The sequence below is a fragment of the Brevibacterium sp. HMSC08F02 genome (assembly GCF_001807555.1).
Taxonomy (GTDB): domain Bacteria; phylum Actinomycetota; class Actinomycetes; order Actinomycetales; family Brevibacteriaceae; genus Brevibacterium; species Brevibacterium ravenspurgense.
The window spans coordinates 21666-40666 of record NZ_KV789356.1 but is presented as its reverse complement, the minus strand read 5'-3'; the positions used below and the strand labels follow the sequence as shown (position 1 = coordinate 40666).

13 protein-coding genes are annotated in these 19001 nt (G+C 62.2%); 3 read left to right on the top strand and 10 right to left on the bottom strand.

Going from position 1 to position 19001, the window contains the following annotated elements:
* The first annotated feature begins 183 nt into the window (after positions 1-183).
* Positions 184-963 (top strand): BPL-N domain-containing protein, encoded by a 780-nt coding sequence (locus tag HMPREF3172_RS05790; protein ID WP_141741592.1) that lies wholly within the window; start codon positions 184-186, stop codon positions 961-963.
* 145 nt (positions 964-1108) lie between these two features.
* Here HMPREF3172_RS05790 and HMPREF3172_RS05785 read toward each other — a convergent pair whose 3' ends face one another.
* The 3 genes from HMPREF3172_RS05785 to chrA all read right to left on the bottom strand — a co-directional run bounded on the left by HMPREF3172_RS05785 (position 1109) and on the right by chrA (position 3239).
* Positions 1109-1624, bottom strand: a complete 516-nt coding sequence (locus tag HMPREF3172_RS05785; RefSeq protein WP_070516157.1) for a GNAT family N-acetyltransferase — start codon at positions 1622-1624, stop codon at positions 1109-1111.
* A 110-nt stretch (positions 1625-1734) separates the two neighbouring features.
* Entirely contained in the window at positions 1735-1944 is a 210-nt protein-coding gene (relB, locus tag HMPREF3172_RS05780) for a type II toxin-antitoxin system RelB family antitoxin (RefSeq protein WP_070428626.1), read from the bottom strand.
* A 71-nt stretch (positions 1945-2015) separates the two neighbouring features.
* Complete coding sequence (gene chrA / locus HMPREF3172_RS05775) at positions 2016-3239, bottom strand: chromate efflux transporter (RefSeq protein ID WP_070516155.1); 1224 nt, start codon at positions 3237-3239, stop codon at positions 2016-2018.
* 387 nt (positions 3240-3626) lie between these two features.
* On the opposite strand from chrA, the gene HMPREF3172_RS05770 reads away from it, so the two are divergent.
* Positions 3627-6980: a Cna B-type domain-containing protein gene (locus tag HMPREF3172_RS05770; RefSeq protein WP_256173237.1), complete on the top strand. Its 3354-nt coding sequence runs from the start codon at positions 3627-3629 to the stop codon at positions 6978-6980.
* A gap of 254 nt (positions 6981-7234) precedes the next feature.
* Here HMPREF3172_RS05770 and HMPREF3172_RS05765 read toward each other — a convergent pair whose 3' ends face one another.
* Genes HMPREF3172_RS05765 through HMPREF3172_RS05750 form a run of 4 tightly spaced genes read right to left on the bottom strand, consistent with a single transcriptional unit; the run spans position 7235 to position 13279 of the window.
* Entirely contained in the window at positions 7235-8374 is a 1140-nt protein-coding gene (locus tag HMPREF3172_RS05765) for a tyramine oxidase subunit B (protein ID WP_070516151.1), read from the bottom strand.
* A 30-nt stretch (positions 8375-8404) separates the two neighbouring features.
* Positions 8405-9991 (bottom strand): hydantoinase B/oxoprolinase family protein, encoded by a 1587-nt coding sequence (locus HMPREF3172_RS05760; protein ID WP_070516149.1) that lies wholly within the window; start codon positions 9989-9991, stop codon positions 8405-8407.
* Positions 9981-12005, bottom strand: a complete 2025-nt coding sequence (locus HMPREF3172_RS05755; protein WP_070516147.1) for a hydantoinase/oxoprolinase family protein — start codon at positions 12003-12005, stop codon at positions 9981-9983. Before HMPREF3172_RS05755 ends, HMPREF3172_RS05760 begins: the two co-directional genes overlap by 11 nt.
* 14 nt (positions 12006-12019) lie before the next feature.
* On the bottom strand, positions 12020-13279 hold the full coding sequence (locus HMPREF3172_RS05750; protein WP_070516145.1) for an MFS transporter: 1260 nt from the start codon (positions 13277-13279) through the stop codon (positions 12020-12022).
* A 131-nt stretch (positions 13280-13410) separates the two neighbouring features.
* On the opposite strand from HMPREF3172_RS05750, the gene HMPREF3172_RS05745 reads away from it, so the two are divergent.
* Positions 13411-14145, top strand: a complete 735-nt coding sequence (locus tag HMPREF3172_RS05745; protein ID WP_070516143.1) for a GntR family transcriptional regulator — start codon at positions 13411-13413, stop codon at positions 14143-14145.
* 393 nt (positions 14146-14538) lie between these two features.
* Here HMPREF3172_RS05745 and HMPREF3172_RS05740 read toward each other — a convergent pair whose 3' ends face one another.
* The 3 genes from HMPREF3172_RS05740 to speB form a co-directional block, all read right to left on the bottom strand.
* Positions 14539-16014 carry a sodium:solute symporter family protein gene (locus tag HMPREF3172_RS05740; protein ID WP_070516142.1) on the bottom strand — a complete coding sequence of 492 codons (1476 nt, stop codon included), beginning with the start codon at positions 16012-16014 and terminating at the stop codon, positions 14539-14541.
* A 78-nt stretch (positions 16015-16092) separates the two neighbouring features.
* Positions 16093-17775, bottom strand: a complete 1683-nt coding sequence (locus HMPREF3172_RS05735) for a thiamine pyrophosphate-binding protein (protein ID WP_070516141.1) — start codon at positions 17773-17775, stop codon at positions 16093-16095.
* Positions 17776-17874: 99 nt separating this feature from the next.
* Complete coding sequence (gene speB / locus HMPREF3172_RS05730; protein ID WP_070516139.1) at positions 17875-18885, bottom strand: agmatinase; 1011 nt, start codon at positions 18883-18885, stop codon at positions 17875-17877.
* Between the last annotated feature and the right edge of the window lie 116 nt (positions 18886-19001).

Genomic DNA, 19001 nt, shown 5'->3' with positions numbered 1-19001 from the left:
CCCTATCCTGTACACACAAAATGAGTATTAACCCTGAAGTCCTGGGACGTAGTTCACTCGATGTTTCGGGACTTTTTGTGTTTCGGCCTGGCGAACTGCGGGTGCGAATCATGCTGTCATGACCGACGCCAGAGTCTCCTTGGCTTGTGCGACCAGCAGAGAAGGCTAGCTTAGCATTGAGTAATGACTGCGTGTGAATCACCTTCTGCATGGACCCGTCGGTCGGTCCTCGCCGGGCTGCTGACGGCCCCGTTTGTTGGGCTGGTTACCGGTTGTGCACCAATCAGCACGAAAGACAGCGAAACTTCGGGTGCGCGGAAGGCCCTGGTCTACCGCGGGCCGGCAGGGTGTGAAGGCTGCGCGGAAACTCTTGCAGAGCGGTTGTCTCAATCGCCGCTGGGTATGGACGTTGCGTTCATCGGCCCGGATGAAAAGATCCCTCTCGAAGCGAGTGCACTTGCTGGAGTCGCTCTCTACGCTCAGCCGGGCGGTGGTGACGATATTTCTGCCGCCGCGCAGAGTTTCCCTTCCGACTTCATTCGCGGCGTTGGTGACTTTGTTGCGGCAGGCGGAAGCTACCTTGGGGTCTGCATGGGTGCATATCTTGCAGGGAGCGAAGGCTTCGGCCTTGTGGGCGAATCTGTCGAAGGACAGGTGAATGTTCCCGGCTTCCCCGTGACGGACAGCACGGCTGAAGTGGTGGCAGTCACGTGGGACGAAACCTCGCGATGGACCTATTTTCAAGAGGGAGCGAGGCTGCCCAACGATGGCGCTGAGGCTTATGCCCATTACGAAACAGGCGACATCGCCGCCGCGTACTATCAATTTGGGGAGGGAAGTGTGGGCTTGATTGGCCCCCATCCGGAAGCTGATAAAACCTGGTTCGCGGACGCTGATCTTAGCGATCCTGATGGCGACGACTGGGAATACGCAATCCCGCTTGTCCAACGGACTCTCGGTTGAGCGTCGCGAAACTTGGGTGCAGGCGGAGATCCACAGCTCAATTCGGCGGCAGCGTTCCGAATTATCTGCTGAGTAACATGCGGCAAGTTCCGGAGTGCGCCTTTGAGTGTCGCTGCCGGCCCCGTGGTTCTTCGATCGGCGGGGTTTATTTTGCCTCTAACACTGCTTGGTCCTCAGTGCGGTATAGCTGGCCTTGTTCATGGTTTGCCGTCTGCAGGTGCAGGCCGAGCTTTTCAGCCAACCGGGCAGACGGGGCGTTGCTTGGATCAATGATCGCCACGACTGGACGTTCGGGGTGCGCCTGACGTGCCCATTCGATGGCGGCCGCCGCGGCCTCGGCGGCATAGCCCTTTCCCTGGGCTTCGGGCGCAAAACGGTAGTAGAGGTTGAGTACCTGTTCGCCCTGTTCTTCTGAGAAGCGCAGGCCTGTAAAACCGATGATGTCGGCTGAATCTCGGGTGACGGCAAAGTAGCCGATTCCGTCATCCGCCCAGTTGCGCTGCCATGCGGCCAGCAGCTCGAAGGCTTCTTCGCGGTTCTTCATCGCCAGTTCAGGGCGATGCTGGTAAGTCCTTGGGTCCGAGTGGATTGTGAAGACGGCATCTTCATCGCCGTCGCGTGGAGGGCGAAGTATCAGTCGTTCAGTCGTGAGTGCAGTCATTGTTCCCTTCGAGCAAAGAGCTTCAAAGTGTGCTTCCGCGGCTTTTCGTTCAGCGCCCGTAGATTTTGTCGCGCCGGCCGATGGAAAACACCAAGATGGTTGGGGTGTGCTTAGAGGTCCCCTAGGGCCTCGTCGATGCTGAATCGTTCGCCATTGTCCTTTGCGATTGTTTCGCGGAGTTCTTGTAGGTCGCAGGAGTCTTCTATTTTCTCCAAGATTGCTGTCCGGGTGAAGTCGGAAATCGTGACGCCTTCAAAGTCGGCGTACTTGCGAACAAGGGCTGCGTCTTCGTCAGACAGTTCGACAGTTATCGTGGTCATGCCGTGCTCCTCTCGCGGTTTGAAGCAAGTGTATTCAGGAGCTCTGACACGACCCTTCGAAAGCCGCCCACCTACGCCCCAATGAGGCTTGCTGCAAGCCCAGTCGCCGCGCCGATCAACACGACGGCCCACGCCGGCCACTTGGTCAGCATGAGCAGTGCCAGGCACGCCAGCACGGTCAGCAGGGGAGCGAGCCCCGTAATAGCTGAAGTGACAACCGGGGTGATGAGGGCAGCTGCGAGGATCCCGACAACAGCGGCATTAGCTCCCGCCACACCAGAGCGGGCCAGTGGGCTTGTCTGCACCGCAGCCCAGAACGGCAGCGCGGCGATCACCAGCAGTACTCCGGGGAGGAAAACGGCAGCCAGAGCAAGTGCGGAGCTGAGCCACGCCTCGGCCCCGGTTCCCATGGTGAACCCCAAGAACGCTGCGAATGTGAACAGGGGACCGGGAACAGCCTGAGCCGCTCCATAACCCGCTAGGAACTGGTCCTGGCTTACCGCCTCGGCAATCGCGGGCTCACCCTGCAACAGCGGCAGCACAACATGCCCGCCCCCGAACACCAGCGCACCAGACCTGTAGAACGCATCGGCAGTGGCGACCCACGGGTTCGCAACCAGGCCGGCCAACAGCGGAAGCCCCATTAAGAGGACCGCGAACAGACCAGCGCTGACCAGACCCGCGGTCTTCGAGACGGGCACACGCAGGGGATGGTCAGCGCCACCAGCCATCCCACGGCAGAAGAGCAGCCCCGCCACAAGCCCCACACCGATAGCGGTTACCTGACCGAGGTTTCCCGGTATCAGCAGAGCCAAAGCAACCCCTGCCGCAGCAATGAGCCCGCGCCGGAGATCAGGTGCGAGTGTTGGCGCCATGCCCATCACCGCGTGTGCCACAACAGCAACGGCAACAGCTTTCAACCCCATGAGGAGGCCATCACCCACTGGACCGCCGAGGTGGACAGCACCAAGCGCGAACAACACCAGAAGGAGAGCCGAGGGGAGGGTGAAGGCTGCCCAGGCGGCAAGGGCTCCAAGAGTTCCGCCTCTGAGAAGGCCCAGAGCAAAGCCCACTTGCGAGGATGCCGGGCCCGGCAAGAACTGGCACAGCGCAACCAGCTGTCCGTAGTGGTCATCGCTGATCCACTTGCGGCGCTGCACAAACTCAGTGCGGAAATAGCCCAGGTGGGCGACTGGCCCGCCAAACGAAGTTAGCCCCAGTTTGAGGAAGGCTTGAAACACCTCGAAAGGGTTTCCGGCTGGTTTGGGTGCGTGTGTTTCAGCTGTCGGTGCCATACGCCCATTAGGCCATGAGCGGAGTGAACGGCGAGTGAACACGTGGATGTTGCAAGCCGTGGATGCTCCGCGGCCTGCGGAGTGCAGCCGCCGGCGGCCGTGGCCTGCTGCTCGCACTCACTGCCGCAGCTTTGCGCGCATCCTGCGACTGCAACCTTGCGCTTAAATGCAGATTCACGCGTTAATGCAGCGCATTTAAGCGCAAAACTGCATTAGCGCGTGAATCTGGCAGCAAAACCGCACCCTAGTAAAAATCTTAAAAAGATGTGATAATTAGAGTGCGCTGTTTATGCCCTGTGAGTGGTGTGTTCATCGGCGGGTCTGATTGCAGTGCTTCAGCGTCCGGCAGGTGGCCGGCATCGACAAGACAATCGTGGAGAAGCCAAAGTGGCAGGATTGAAAACCTCCGACCGCAGTATGCAGAAGCGAATCGTGACGTTCGTCGCCATGCTCGTTGCACTGCTTATGGTGCTGGCACCGCAATCGGTGTACGCCGCCGGAACCGCACAAAGCAATGGCGGCACGAAAGCCTACGAACTCGAAGGCGAATGGAAGAAGCAGCCCGAGGAAGTCACCTCTGGTCTCGACGTTCTTTCCATGGTGTGGCACATGGATATCAACGACTCCGCGCCGGCACCGGGCAACGACCCCACAACGGACAACCTGCTCACGGTCACAGTTGAGAATGCCCATTTTGGTGAGATCCCCAGTGAGTGTCTCAGTGGCGACAAAGGTGCTTCAAAGATTTCCGATGACAAGCGCACCCTGACGTGTGACATCGGTGAGCGTGACGAAGGCACCGCCCAGATAGTGCTGTCGGGCGTCAAGGTCGATGGCCCCGCGAAGTCGAAGGTCACCGCGAGGGCAACATTCCGGGGTCTCAAAGCCACCCTGCCAGAAATTCCGATCGTGGCTCCGTTCCTCATGGATGCCAAGTTCGACGCAGGTGCACCGAGCTCGCTGACCGGCCAGCCGGACACAGACCAGTTCATGAATTTCCCGTTCTCCCTGTCGCACGCAACGGGCTCACCCGAAGGCCCGGGCAGCGTCAGCTACGACATTACGATCAACGGTGTGCGTGGCGAGAAGATCACGCCGCAGGATGTAGCCTGCGCCCCGATTGACCGAGTGCACTCCGGTTACCCTTTCTCGGCGCCCGGAAAACCGCAGGAGCAAACCGCGAGGTTCCCGACGTGTGAATTCACACTGATTGACCCGGACACGAATACATTTCGTCTGACTCTGTCCGATCTGGACTACAAGGCGAAGCGTCCAGAGCTTGACTCCAACGGCGTCCGCTTGCCGCAGGTTCAGCCGAACTATCCCCGCGAAGTGATCGCTGCCGGTGAGCTGCGGGTCAAAGTCCCCTACAGGGCTTCTGGCTCTGACTCGAACCGCAACACCAACGTGAAGCTGAAAGCATCGGCGCCGACCTACACCGCCGTAGATGGCTCAACCAGCGATGACGATCCTTCAAACAACGAGAACCGTGCACCGATGATCCGCGGCAACTGGACGGGCGCGTGGGTTGTTGGGTCGCAGTCCCCGAAGGCCTACCCGGGCATCGGATGGTCTGATACCTCTCGCGCGCCAGTGGGTGCAACTGTGATGTCCGTTTCCGGTATCGCACCTCCCCGGGTTGAGGGCTTTTCTGACAACTGGATCTGCAACACCCTCGATACCCAGCGTGTCGATTTCGTCAACGCCCGTGTAGTGGCCGACCCCGACGCGAAGCCCAACGTCTATTACGGCAAGAATATTGAGGACATCAAGATCCTCTATTACACCGGCGAGGTGGAGGACCCGAACCTTTTCAAATGCGGAACCGAAGAAACTCCGTTTGACGAAGGCAAAGACGAAAAGGACGGCTGGAGCTACACCAAGCCCGACGACCTTTCTAAGGTCAAAGCTGTGAAGGTTCGCGTACCACGCGACAAGGGCCACCTGTCTAAGCTGCCACAGTCGTACTTCTACTTGACCATCGAACAGAAGATTCATGACGATGTAGAGGTTGGCGCAGACGTCTGGACGTGGACCTCCGTGCTCAATGAAACGCACACTAAATGGGACATGGGAATCAACGCGAAGATTGCCTATGATCGCGTCACGAACGAACGGGAAATCACTCCCGGGTTTGCTTCCCCCGGTGTGATCACCGAAGGCGTTCGCTACCCGTATGCAGGCCCAGGACGTGACCTTCTGCGCGTCGTGCCCTCACTGCCGGTCGTTGTCAAGGATGTTGCTCAGCCCGAATACGGTCCGGGCGAAGAAGCTGACTACACGATCCGCTACGGCTTGGAATCTGAAGTGGCCAACATGCCCAAGGACCAGGTGGTCATCAAAGACACCCTGCCGAAGGGTATGGAGTATGTTGCCGGCAGCGCCGATGTTGAGCCCGAGGTGACAACCAACAGCAAGGGGCAGCAGGTTCTGACATGGACAAAGGACGATGTTGAACCCAACATTCGCGTTTTTGACGAAGGCAACGCGGGGGTCATCAACTACAAGGCCACGCTGCCCAAGGACGCCGAGCCCGGTGACGTCTACGTCAACGAGGTCAGTGCCACCAGCCAGGGCCAGACTCGCAAGGCACAGGCCAAAGTCACAGTGCCGGAGGCCGGCTACACCTCGCTGAAGAAGAGCGTTAAGACCCCCGTCGTCGATGAAACCCCGAACGGTGTCGCCGCCAACGAATGGACTATTGACCTGACGTCGAACGACCCGACCAAGTCCAACCTGACGGACGTCATCGACGTGCTCCCGGCAAATGGAGACCCGCAGGGCTCGAAGTTCGATGGCACGCTCAAGGTGACGGGTGTTGAAGGTGCCGAGGGTGCCAAGGTCTACAGCACGACGGCAACTGACGTTGATGAAGACCCCAATGCCAAGGCCAACGGCAAAACGGGTGAGCCTTCAGACATCTGGGAGGAAGGCCTCCAAGAGGACGCAACGGCAATTCGCGTCATCACCGCTGCGCCTTTGGCCTATGGCGATAAGCAGACCATCACCGTCAAGACAGAGCTTCACGAGGCTGAGAGTGGCGATGTTGTCGTCAACAAGGCTGTCGGCCGCGCTGAAAACACAAAGATGCGCATGCGCACCTCCGCCCAGTTCACTGTCCGCACACCGGTCGACGTCAATGTCGAGAAGGTGTGGAAGGACGAAAAGGGCGAAAACCTCACGGAGACTCCGAACGCGGTGAAAGTGCAGCTGATCCGCAAGAAGGGTGAAGAAAGCACGCCCGTGGGTGACAAGGTCGAACTGTCCGCCGCGGGCGGCTGGAAGCACACGTTCGAAAAACTGCCGACCGTGATTGACGAGGAGCCGGTCACCTACACGGTGAAGGAAGACCCGGTTGAGGGGTACGACTCCAAGGTCGAGGTGGAAGAAGCTGGGAACGCTTACAAGGTGACGGTTACGAACACCCGTAAGCCGGAGCCAACTCCAGAACCCACGCCAGAACCGACACCGGACCCCACACCGGAACCGACTCCCGAGCCGAGTGACGAGCCAAGCGACGAGCCGACACCCGGTCCGTCTGGCACCTCGACTCCGGAGCCGACCCCTGACCCCAGCACGGACCCGAGTGAGGATCCGACACCAGGGCCGGCGCCTCGTGAACCAGGAAGTCCTGGGCCAGGAATGCCGCGGACTGGTGCCGAGTTCGCGGGGCTGCTCGCAGTGGCGGTCGCAGCCATCGGCGCAGGAACGCTTCTAATGCTCCGCACCCGCAGGAGCTGAACCGAAAGGCTGTAGCCAACTGAAAGCTGACCGCAACAGCAGCGGGCTGGGTTCGAGTGACAACTGTCACTCGAACCCAGCCCGTTTCAGTGCCTGTTAACGGTGCGGCGGTGTTCGTTGGGTGCGCCGCGGTTGCAACCTTGCGCTTAAATGCAGATTCACGCGTTAATGCAGCGCATTTAAGCGTGAATCTGCATTAACGCGTGAATCTGGCGTGAAAGCGCCCCAGCACCGCCAAGCCGCCGCAGCCGCCCTCAAGCCAAAGCGGGGCTTTCCCACAGGTTGAGCGTGGTGCCGATGCCCTTGTCCAGTGCGGTGCGGTAGACCTCGGTGGCCCAGGCAACGTCCTCCACCGGCATGCCGCCGACGGAGTACAGGAAGATCTGGTCGTCGTTCTGCCGGCCGGGTGCGGCACCTTCGATGATGTCGGCCATGTCGACAATCGAATCGCGTTCCAGCAGGCCAGCGCGCATGAGGTCGTGCCAGTGTGTGCCGATGATGCCCAGCTTCTGGTAGGCGCCGACACCGTATTCATCAGCCCACGCGTCGTATAGGCGCCACGAGTCGACAACCTTCGTCACACGATCCGACGCAATGAACGTGTCGTCGAATCGAACGGCCGTGGGCAGCAGAAGAATCGCTCCCGGTTTGATCCACTCTTCGTCAATGAAGGGGAAAGCGGACGAGCCTTCTTCGCCGGTCGTCACGGTCACGGTGACAACATCGGCCTGCCGGACCACCGCCTCGACATCGGCAGCCGCACGCACCGACCGGATGTGGGGGAAGTTCTCTTCAATGAATGCCCGGTAGCGGTCCACGTCCGGCTGGTCGATGCCGTTGACCACGATCTCCTCAATGCCCTTGCACTGTGACAGCACCGCCTGTGTGACGGACCGGCCGATGACGCCGGGGCCCACAATGCCGAACGTCCGCGCATCCGAACGGGCCAGGTGCTTAACGGCGACACCGGGAATCGCTCCGGTCCTGTATGCCGAAATCAGGTTTGCGGACATGTACGCCAGCGGCGCTCCCGTGTCGGCGTCGCTGAGGGCAAAAGTGTGGATTGACCGGGGCAGACCCTTCTTGCGGTTCTCCACGTTCGAGCCGTACCACTTCATACCTGATGTGTGGAAGCGTCCGCCAAGGTAGGCCGGCATCGCCATGAAACGGCGGTCTGGGCCGTCGGCCGGCATGGAGTCGAATTCGGGTTCTTTGGGGAAGCTGACCATTGCACCGTGCGACATGGCGTTCGAACCTGCCATCCGGAAATCGCCGCGGCGCAGAAGCACGAGGGTTTCCTCCATGACGTCCACGCAGCGAGCCATGTCGGTCACGCCGGCGGCAATCATGTCGGGTTCGCTCAGGTATAGGAAGTCAATACGGGTGTCGGACATGGTTTTTTCTCTCCAACAAGATTGTGGGTGTCATTTCCCGTATCCACCGCCGCCCGCGGTCTGGATGGATACGGTCTGTCCTGCGCGGACCGTGAGCTTTGACATCGATTCGAGTTCGCGCAGCTCATCACCTTCGGCGAGGGTGATGCGGGCACTGATTCCATCGCCGCCGTCTTCCAGGCCCCACGGAGTCGTCGTGACGCGCGATGTACCAGCAACCACCGTCGCCTGACCGCGGGTGAGCGTCAGGCTTCGGCGCAGTCCGCTGCCGCCGGTCGCAGCACCGTCACCGCCGGTGTCACGAGCGATCTCGTAGCTGTCTACGCGCAGCGGGTATTCACGTTCAATCACTTCGCACGGGGTGTTGCGAGTGTTGGTCATGTGCGTGTGGGTGGCGGAGGCACCGTCGAATTCGGGGCCGGCGCCCTGCCCGCCGCCATAGGTTTCCACATAGGAGTAGTACTCCCCGTTGAGTGGGTCCACGCCGCCGATCGTGATGATGCTCATGCTGCCGCTCGAGGCGGCCGGCACCAGGCCCTCGGTGAACGTATCGAGCGCTCCGAGGATCGTGTCGACGATCCTCTGCGAGGTCTGCGTATTTCCGTGCGCAACGGGGGCGGGGAACTGGGCGTGCACGAGGCTGCCGGGCCGGGTCTTGACGTTGATCGGCGCGGTCAGGCCCGCGTTCGAGGGCAGGGTCGGGTCGGCAATCATCTTCACCACGTACGAGGCGCAGGCCAGCGCCACCGCGTATGAACAGTTGACAGCCCCGGCAACCTGGTCTGCGGTTTCGGTCATGTCGATGGTGATTTCCTCACCGCTGATTTCGACCTCAGCGTGGATGGGGATCATCTCCGGTTCCACACCGTTGTGTTCGAGATAGTCGACGAAGCTGCCCTTGCCATCAGGCAGGGAGGCGATTGCCGCGCGTGCCCGGCGCTCGCTGTAGGCCACAAGCACATCGCAGGAATCGTAGAAGTGCTGCACACCCCATTCTTCGATGAGCTCCAGCACACGGCGTGAACCCAGTTTGTTTGCCGAAACCTGCGCCATGAGGTCACCGCGGGTTTTGTCTGCCGTGCGGATGTTCATGAGCATGAGCGCCATGATTTCGGTCTGCAGCTGACCTTCCGCGAACAGGCGGATGGGCGGAACCCGGATGCCCTCCTGGAAGATCTCTGTGGCGTCAGTTGCCATGGACCCCGGCGTGGAACCGCCGACATCGACGTGGTGGGCCATTGTCGCCACGTGCGCAACAAGCTCCTCACCGGCGAACACGGGGGTGATGACGCACATGTCAGGCAGGTGCGAACCGCCCAGGTAGGGATTGTTGGTGATGAGAACGTCACCGGGTTTGATGTTGTCGAGCCCGTATTCTGCGATTGCGTTCTCAATGAGCGTGGGCATGAGCCCCAGGTGCAGCGGAATGTGCTCTGCCTGCGTGATCAGGTGGCCTTCCGCATCGTAGATGCCAGCTGAACAGTCGCGCCTGTCTTTGATGTTGGGGGAGTACGAGGTGCGGATCAGCGCCGTACCCACCTCCTCTGACACCGAGGTCAGGCGATTGCGCGCAATCTCAAGTTCAACGGCGTTGAGCTGTGTGGATTCACTTGTCATCGTCATCACTCTTTCGGGTGCGCAGGTGCAGGAAGCCGCGGTCGTCGCAGAAGCACGTCAGGCTGGGGTGGACAAAGGTTGTCGTGTCGAACTGGTCGATGATGATGGGCCCGGGGATCGAGGTGCCTGCCGGGATCGCATCACGGTCGTAGATGTCGACTTCGGTCCAGCTGCCGTCGATGTAGACCTGGCGGGTGGTCTTGGGCTCAGGAGCGCCGGTGCCCGCTTTCGCCTGGGCTTCGCGGGTCCGCTCGGATTCGATGGTGGCCCGCAGACGCACCACGATGATCTCCATGGCCGCGTCGTCATCGCTGTAGCCGTAGCGTTCAGCGTGAGCTTCGTCGAAAGCTCGGCGCTGTTCGTGCCAGCTGTCTTCCAACGGCAGCGTCAGTTCATAGCTTTGGCCCACATAGCGGGCATCGACCAGCCATTCGCGGTCGAACTCGTCGGTTTCCATTTCCCGGCGAGCCTGATCCTGCAGGTCTCCAAAAGCCGCTTCCAGCGGTTCGAGCCTGGTCCATTCGTTTGCCTGAACGGGGTGGGCGAAGTCGTGGCGGATGGGAGCATCGAGCATGCCCACAGCCGACGCAATGCCAGGGTGCGGCGGAACGACCGCCGATTCCATGCCCAGTTCAACCGCGAGGTCAGCACCGTGCAGCGGACCGGCACCTCCAAACGACATGAGGTTGCACGACCGAATGTCCACACCGCGCTCAACCGACACCTTGCGCACACCGCGTGCCATGGTCGCCGTAATGACCTTGATGATGCCTTCAGCACACTCTTCGGCTGACAGCCCCAGCGTTTTGCCGAACTCCTCCATGCGGGCACGTGCAGCATCAATGTCGAGCTCAAAACGACCGCCGAGCAGCTCACTGCCCAGCCGACCCAAGACCGCGTGAGCGTCCGTCACGGTCAGCTCAGTTCCACCTCGGCGGTAGCTGATGGGGCCGGGGACAGCCCCGGCGCTGTGCGGTCCCACGCGCAGGCTCCCACCGGAGTCGAGCCAGGCGATCGAACCTCCGCCGGCGCCGATCGTGTGCACGTCGACACTCGGCAGGCGCAGCGGCATCGAGTCGATTTCGGTGAAGTTCGTTTCATCCGGCACACCGTCGCGAATGAGCGCAATGTCGGTGCTCGTGCCGCCGATGTCGAAGCTGACGACGTTCTTCAGGCCCAGCGAACGCGCCCAGTTGGCCGCCCCGACAACCCCGCCGGCAAGGCCTGACAGAACGGTCTTCGCACTCTGGGTGCTGGCCATCTTCGGGTTGAGCAGACCGCCGTTGGACTGCATGACCCACAGGCGCGACGGGATCTTGAGGTCCTCGATGCCTGCTTCCAGCTTCTCCATGTACGTCGAAACCTTCGGGCGGACGTAGGCGTTGATCGCAGCGGTCGAGGTGCGGTCGTATTCGCGCATCTCGGTGGCAACCTCGGTCGCGGCCGACACAACGGGGGCCGCGTTCAGTTCGGTCAGGCGCTTCACAGCGGCACGTTCGTGCTGGCCGTTGGTGTAGGCGTTGATGAACGACACGATGAGCACATCGAGGTCCGCGCTCGCGATGGTTTCGGCCAACTGGTCCAACGCTGCTTCGTCCAGTTCGGTCAGAACTTCGCCGTCAGCGTCGATCCGCTCGTCGACTTCGAAGATCGTGTCATCGGAAATGAGAGGTGCCGGTCGGGTCTGTCGGTAGTCGTAGATCGCCGGGCGGTCCTGGTGGGCGATCGCCAGAACGTCACGGAAACCACGGGTTGTCAGAAGACCCACGCGTCCGCCCTCACGGGTCAGGACGGTGTTCGTGGCCACCGTCGTACCGTGCACCAGCCGGGTGATCTCCTCGGGGCTGCGGTCAATCTGCTCAAGCCCGCCGACAATCCCGTCAATCACGGCTTCATTCGGTGCCTCCGGTGTCGAGGGGACCTTCCACACGAACAGTTCGCCGTCATCCTTGCGAATGCCGATGTCGGTGAAAGTGCCGCCGGTGTCAACGGCAACGTGCAGTCCTGCAGACATGTGCTCTCCTTGACTCACAGTTCGACGATTTCCTTGTTCTTGGTTTCCGGCAGCAGCGACAGGGCGATGATTCCCGTGACAGCGCCGATGATGGCGATGACCATGATCGAATTGCCCCAGCCGATGGTCTCGGCGGCCAGGCCCACCGTCAGCGGGCCGAAGGCTGCCAGGCCACGGCCCAGGTTGTAGGCGAAGCCCTGTCCGGTTGCGCGGATGTCAGTGGGGAACAGTTCTGCCAGGTACGCGCCGGTGCCTCCCGCCTGGCCGGATGCGAAGAAGCCCAGCAGGAAGATGACGGGAATGCCCAGCTCGGGCTGAGCGGCGGGGGTGAAGACGAACAGCGACACGCTCAGGGCCGAGCCGACGAAGAACATGAGGAATGTGGGCCGGCGGCCGATCCAGTCGAGGAAGAAACCGGAGGACACGTATCCGATGAACGAACCGACGATTGCCACCCAGGTGAAGCCGGCGGTGCCGACAATGCTCAGACCGCGCTCTTCCTGCAGGTAGGTGGGAAGGAAGATGAACACCGAGTAGTAGATGCCCTGGACGCCGATGCCCAGGAGAGTGGCGGCAATCGTGATCTTCGCCAGGCCGTCGCGGAACAGATTGCCGAAGCTCTTATCAGGCTGTTGGCTGGGTTTGGCGGCTGGTTGTTGGTCTCCGTGGAGCTCCGTAGCGTCTTTTGTGCCGCGGCGAATGAAGAAGGCGGCCAGCGCCGGCAGAATACCCACGAGGAACAGGTAGCGCCACGCCACCTCTTCGGGGAAGATCGAATACACCGTCAGGTAGGCAAGGGCTGAAACGGCCCAGCCGATGGCGTAGCAGCTCTGGATGAACGCCAGGACGCGTCCGCGCTTCTCCGGCTGAGCGTATTCGGCAACAAGTGCCGCACCGACAGCCCATTCACCGCCGAAGAACAGACCTTCCAGCGTGCGCCACAGGAGGAAGTCATAAAGCCCCTGCGAGGTCGCAGTCAGACCGGTGAAAATGCTGTAGCCGAGGATGACGACCGTGAGCATGCGCACACGGCCGTAGCGGTCGGCGAGGTTTCCGAAGATCATGCCGCCGATTGCGGAGGCGACGATGCTGATGGCGCTGACCCAGCCGGTAGCGCCGGAGCTCATGCCCAGGGTGCCGGCGGCGGCGACGAGCGCAAAGCCGTACATCGACCAGGTGAAGCCGTCGAGCCCCCAGCCGATTCCGGAGGCCGCGATGGCGCGCCGGCGGTATTTGACGGCGAGCGCTTCAATATCTGATGCGTTCGGGTTCATGTGCTTTCCTTCCGATCGGGAAGCGTTCAGCTTGTATACGGAATAAATACAGGCTGTCATGATTAAGCCGCTTTGTGAAGCGCGTTACGTTTTTGCGGGCGCGGGATTGCAGTTGTCTGATAATGAGGAGCATGACTACGCGGAAGACAAGTGCGAGGGAAACCGCCTACGTCGAAATGCGCCGGCGCATTCTGACGCTGGAGCTGCGCGGCGCGCAGAAGATCGACGAAGGTGCACTGGTGGCGAGCATTGGGCTCAGCCGCACTCCCGTGCGCGAGGCACTGCACCGACTGGCAGCGGAAGGTCTTGTCGAAGCCGATGCCAGGGGCGGCTACCGTGTCAGCTCGATTTCACTGCGCCAGTGTCGGGAGCTCATCGAAGCGCAGCATGTGCTCGTCCGCGCTGTCACTCAGCTGTTGGTCGAGCGGATTGACGACGAGGGGCTGGAGAGGCTGTCAGAGGCTGTCCGAGCGGTTGAGCGCGCCGCTGCGGACCGGGACGTTGCGGCGGTGACCCGCACAAATGCGGAACTGCACATCCTCGAAACCGAGCTGACCAGAAACTCCTACCTGCTGGCGATGGCCGAAAGGGTCTACACGAACCTGCAGCGGCTGGCTTTTCTCAGCTTCGGCGGTGATCAGGGTGGGGCGGCCCAGCTGGGCGACATCGATGAGCACTACGACAAGGTCCACGATGACCACTGGGAGTACATCGATGCGCTCAAACAGCGCGACCGCGAACGCGCCGAAGAGGTTGCGGTGCGCCACGTCAAGCTGTTTCAGGCACGGCTGACGCGGTATTTAAGCGAAGCTGACGGTGCTGGTTTGGACTTTTCGTCGCTTGCCGCGGACGCGCAGGTGGGCTGACGGAGCCGTTCCGCTGCCCGTCGTCGCCGCAAATTTGTGCAGCGCGCCGCCTCGGTTTTGCGCAGCGCGCCGCCTCGGTTTTGCGCGCAAATGCAGAATCACGCGCTAATGCAGCGCATTTAGGCGCAAAACTGCATTAGCGCGTGAGTCTGGGTTGATGGGCGAGGTGGAGCCGGGCTGGTAGGGCGCCGCCGGGCCAGCAAGCCGCAGCCCGTGGGGCGCAGCCTGCTGCCTGCAGTTTCTTGTCCCGCCGCCGCAGCTTTGCACAGCGCGCCGGTCTAGATTTGCGCTTAAATGCAGATTCACGCGTTAATGCAGCGCATTTAAGCGCAAAACTGCATTAACGCGTGAGTCTGGGCTGGTGGGCGAGGTGGCGCCGCCGCCAGGCTGGCGTCAGGAACGCGGCGAAGCCTTGACTCCGCGGCGGATGCGCTCCTGCCAGGCGGTCATGATCCGCTCTGGTGTGGGCCGGGAGATGAGCGAACCGACAACGTAGGCGACAAGCGATGCGCCCAGGCCGAAGTAGATCGGCGTGTTTGCCATGAGCCCGTTGACGATCATGAAGATGACGGCCGCGCCCGTGCCTGCGATCATGCCGGCCAGAACGCCGACGATTGTGCCGCGCTTCCACACCAGGCCGCCGACAATCGGGATGAACAGGCCGGCTACGAGGATGTTGTAGGCGATAGTCAGCGCATCGACCACGCTGGTCATGACGCAGGCCAGGATGATCGACACGACACCGAGGCTCACCAGGTAGATGCGCGAGTCGCGCACTTCGTCGCCGGTTTCGCGCACGAGGCTGCCGCGCAGCGCTCCGCCAAGACCCGTACTCGCCGCAGTGCGCTTTGTCAGTGCGGGTTCGACGACATCCTGGCGCAGAACAGTCGAGGCAGCCAGAAGTGCGCCAGACGACGTCGACATGACGGCCGACAGCGCTGCCGAAAGAACAAGTCCCGCAAACAGCGGTGTCAGTGCGTGTTCGGTGACGGCGGTGAACACCTGGTCAGAGTCTTCGATGCCGGGCACCAGCACGCGGGCGCCCACACCCACAAGGGCGCCGGCGGCACCGTAGAACACGCAGTACACACCCGCGGCAAAACCGCCCCAGCGCGCGGTGCTGGGGGAGCGGGCAGTGAATACGCGCTGCCAGATGTCCTGGCCGATGAGCAGGCCGATGGTGTAGATCAGCACGTAGGTGATGATCATGTTCGATCCGATGGCCACCGGGTCGAACGCTTCGGGACCCACAACGTTGCGAATGTTGCTGAAGCCGCCGGCGTCTTTCAGCACGATCGGCAGCAGGATGAGGAAGATGCCGACGGTCTGGATGAGGAACTGCACGAAGTCGGTCATAGTGATCGACCACATGCCGCCGAGCATGGAGTAGATCATGACGACAGCACCGCCGATGAGGACTGCCGGCACCCTGTCGATGCCCAGCAGGGAGTGGAAGATCGCGCCGTAGGCAACTGTCGAGGTCGTCGAGATCATCAGGCCGTAGGCGGTCATGATGATGCCCGACACGGTGCGGGAGCCAGCACCGTAGCGCAGCTCCAGCATCTGAGAGACCGTGTAGATTCCCAGACGCTGAATCGTCGGGGCGAAGGCCAGACTGAGGATGATGATGCCAAGGCCGATGCACACCACCAGCCACATGCCGGACAGGCCGTGGACGTATCCCAGCCCGACACCTCCGACGGTGGAAGCCCCGCCGAGAACAACGGCAGCCATCGTGCCCATGAAGACCAGCGGTCCCAACCGCCGGCCGGCCACCAGGAAGTCCTCCTGGTTCTTCGCGCGGATTCGACCCCATACGCCGAATGCGAGCATGCCGGCAATGTAGACGGCTACGACAGCTGTTTCCATAGTGTTTCTCTCTTGTGGGAAGGGCGGCGGGGCAGCGGCTGAAGCTGCCCCGCCGGGTGTGCTTACGGGTGGGCGGTGTCAGACCGTCACGTGGATGAGCGTGGGAACATCGGCGCTCAGGGCCTCGGAAACCGCGCGTTCCAGCTGGTCAGCGCAGTCGGGGGCGGAGGCGCTCAATTCTACGCCCTTACCGCCGAACGCTGTGCCCAAAGCGGCGAAGTTCGGCCTGGCCAGATGGACGGCAAACGGATCAATGCTGCGCTCTTCCATCTGGGCTTCGATTTCGGCGTATCCGCCGTTGTCGACGATGACCATGGGGATGCCCAGGCGGAGTTCGACTGCCGTCATGACTTCCTGAATGGAGAACATCGCGGCGCCATCACCCACGTGGACGACCACCGGGCGGTCCGGGGCGGCAAGCTTCGCGCCGATGGCGGCGGGAATGCCGTAGCCGAGCGTTGCGAAGCCCGGCATATACAGCAGCTGGTCTTCCGTGCGGGCTTCCAGCGCGTGGACGGCGCCGTCATAGGTGACTTGCGAAGAGTCACCCGCAATGACGGTCCCAGGACCACCAGCAGCCGCAATGGCCCGGGTCGTCCACACCCCCACACCGTCGGGGAATTCGCCCTGCCATTCGCGGTTGAGCTCGGCTGCGCGTTCAGCACCACGACGTGCAGGCTGCTGGCCCAGTTCCTCGCTCAGAGCGTCGACGAAAGCGCGGCTGTCGGAGTGGACGAGGATGTCACCGGGCAGGTTTTTGTGCAGCTGGTCGGGGTCGATGTCGCAGCGGATGACCGTCTGGGCAGGCTGGCCCGCTGGCTGCTCGGGCGGGCATCCCAGGTGGTCCCACGAGTTCACGCCGCGGGCACCGATCCGTCCGCCCCACAGGTCCGAATCGGCAAGCTCAGAGCCGATCACCAGCAGAACGTCCGCGGTCTGCGATTCTTTCTGCACCGCGGGGAAGCGCACGCTGGCACCCAGGGCCAGCGGGTGCGATTCGTCAATTGCGCCCTTGCCGTTGGCGGTGGTGACCAGCGGTGCGTCGAGCTTTTCCGCTAGCGCGGTCAGAGGTCCTGCCATACGGCGGGCACCGCCGCCGGCGATGATGAGCGGTCGCTCAGCGGTAGTCAGCGCCTGTGCTGCTTCGGCGACAACAGCGTCAGCCGGCTGTGTCGGCTGGATGGTGCGCGGCACCTCGGCGGTTCCGTGCCAGGGGCCCTCGAGAACATCGAGGGGCACCTCGATGTGGATCGGCCCGGGGCGTTCCGAATTGAACCGGGCAAAGGCTTCAGAAACAGCTGCCGCGGCGCCTTCTGCTGTGCGGGTGCGCTTGGAGCCGACCAGCAGGTTGTCGATGGCTTCGGCGGTGGCCTTGGTTTCGTGCAGCAGGCCGACGTCTGCTCGTTCGAGGCCGTTGGGCACACCGGGGGACAGGATGAGCATGGGGCGGGATTCCGCATAGGCGGTCGCGGCTGCCGTGATGACGTTCGTCAGTCCCGGTCCGGAGGTTGCGATGACAACACCGGGTTTGCCGCTGAGCAGGTAGTAGCCGTCCGCGCCGTAGCCTGCGCCCTGTTCGTGGCGGGGTGTGATGGCGCGGATGCCGAAGGTTTCCAGGTGGCGGTAGAACTCGAGGTTGTGGGTTCCGGGGATGCCGAACACGGTGTCGACGCCGTGGGCTGCCAGGGCGGCGATGACGGCCAGGCCGCCGTTGCGGTGGGCGTCGTCAACGCGCTCCAAGCGCTCGTTGATGCTGGTCACGTGTGCTCCTTGGCGGTTTTTGGGGATGGGGATTGGGGTACGAGGTGGAGCTCCCCTCCCGCTGCTGCCGTGTGGGTCAGCGTGCGGGAGGGGAGTGGGTCAGCCGAGGTTGTCGGCGGCGAAACCGGTGGGGCCTTCGGCGCCCTTCTTCTGGGCGGCCCACAGGGAGAGCAGTTCGTAGCCGACCTGTGCTGCGGCCAGGCCGGTGATTTCGGCGTGATCGTAGGCGGGCGCGACTTCGACGATTTCAGCGCCGACGACGTTGAGGCCCTGGAGACCGCGGATGGAGTTGAGCAGTTCGCGGCTTGTCATACCGCCGGCCTCCGGGGTGCCGGTGCCGGGCGCGGCTGCGGGGTCGAGCACGTCGATGTCGACAGAGATGTAGATGGGTGCGTCACCCAGGCGCTTGCGGATGCGGGCGACGATGTCCTGCAGCGGCTGGAACTGGTAGTCGTCAGAGCGCAGGATCTGGAAGCCGAGCACGGAGTCGTCTTCGAGGTCCTTTTTGCCGTACAGGGGCCCGCGGATGCCCACGTGCATGCAGCGCTCGAGGTCGAGCAGACCTTCTTCTGAGGCGCGGCGGAACGGTGTGCCGTGAGTGTAGGGCGCACCCATGTAGGTGTCCCACGTGTCCAGGTGCGCGTCGAAGTGCAGAACCGCGATCTTGCCGTGGGTTTTGTACAGCGAGCGGATGTTGGGCAGGGCGAGCGTGTGGTCTCCGCCCAGGGTGAGCAGCTTTGCGCCGTCCTTGCGTGCTTCGTCGGCGTTGGCTTCAACGGCGGCGATGGCCTCTTCGATGTTGAAGGGGTTCACACCCAGGTCGCCGCAGTCGGCAACCTGCTGCCAGGAGAACGGGTGAACGTCGGTGGCCTGGTTGTAGGGGCGCAGCAGTTTGGAGGACTGGCGGATGTGCGAGGGGCCGAATCGGGTGCCGCTGCGGTAGCTGACGCCGGCGTCGAAGGGGATGCCGACGATTTTGACGTCGATCGGCTGGCCGGGGCGCTGTGCTTCGACTTCGTCGATGCGCGGCAGCAGGCCGAAGGTCGGCGGGCCTGCAAAGCGCGGGGTCAGGCTGTAGTCGGCGGGGCCCAGGGGCTGGTTGTCGCTCACGTGTTCCTCCTCGTAGCTGGGATGTTCAACCAGGCTAAAAGGGTGAGCCGCGCCACGATATGTCCATAATGGCGAATTGAGAACGTATATAGTCCACTGTGTATATAAAAGGGCGT

Bases quoted from the DNA above. Each gene is read 5' to 3' on its own strand.
- chrA (WP_070516155.1), bottom strand. From the start codon at position 3,239: ATGGCACCGACAGCTGAAACACACGCACCCAAACCAGCCGGAAACCCT.
- HMPREF3172_RS05750 (WP_070516145.1), bottom strand. From the start codon at position 13,279: ATGAACCCGAACGCATCAGATATTGAAGCGCTCGCCGTCAAATACCGC.
- HMPREF3172_RS05740 (WP_070516142.1), bottom strand. From the start codon at position 16,014: ATGGAAACAGCTGTCGTAGCCGTCTACATTGCCGGCATGCTCGCATTC.
- relB (WP_070428626.1), bottom strand. From the start codon at position 1,944: ATGACCACGATAACTGTCGAACTGTCTGACGAAGACGCAGCCCTTGTT.
- HMPREF3172_RS05760 (WP_070516149.1), bottom strand. From the start codon at position 9,991: ATGACAAGTGAATCCACACAGCTCAACGCCGTTGAACTTGAGATTGCG.
- HMPREF3172_RS05785 (WP_070516157.1), bottom strand. From the start codon at position 1,624: ATGACTGCACTCACGACTGAACGACTGATACTTCGCCCTCCACGCGAC.
- HMPREF3172_RS05765 (WP_070516151.1), bottom strand. From the start codon at position 8,374: ATGTCCGACACCCGTATTGACTTCCTATACCTGAGCGAACCCGACATG.
- HMPREF3172_RS05755 (WP_070516147.1), bottom strand. From the start codon at position 12,005: ATGTCTGCAGGACTGCACGTTGCCGTTGACACCGGCGGCACTTTCACC.
- HMPREF3172_RS05790 (WP_141741592.1), top strand. From the start codon at position 184: ATGACTGCGTGTGAATCACCTTCTGCATGGACCCGTCGGTCGGTCCTC.
- HMPREF3172_RS05745 (WP_070516143.1), top strand. From the start codon at position 13,411: ATGACTACGCGGAAGACAAGTGCGAGGGAAACCGCCTACGTCGAAATG.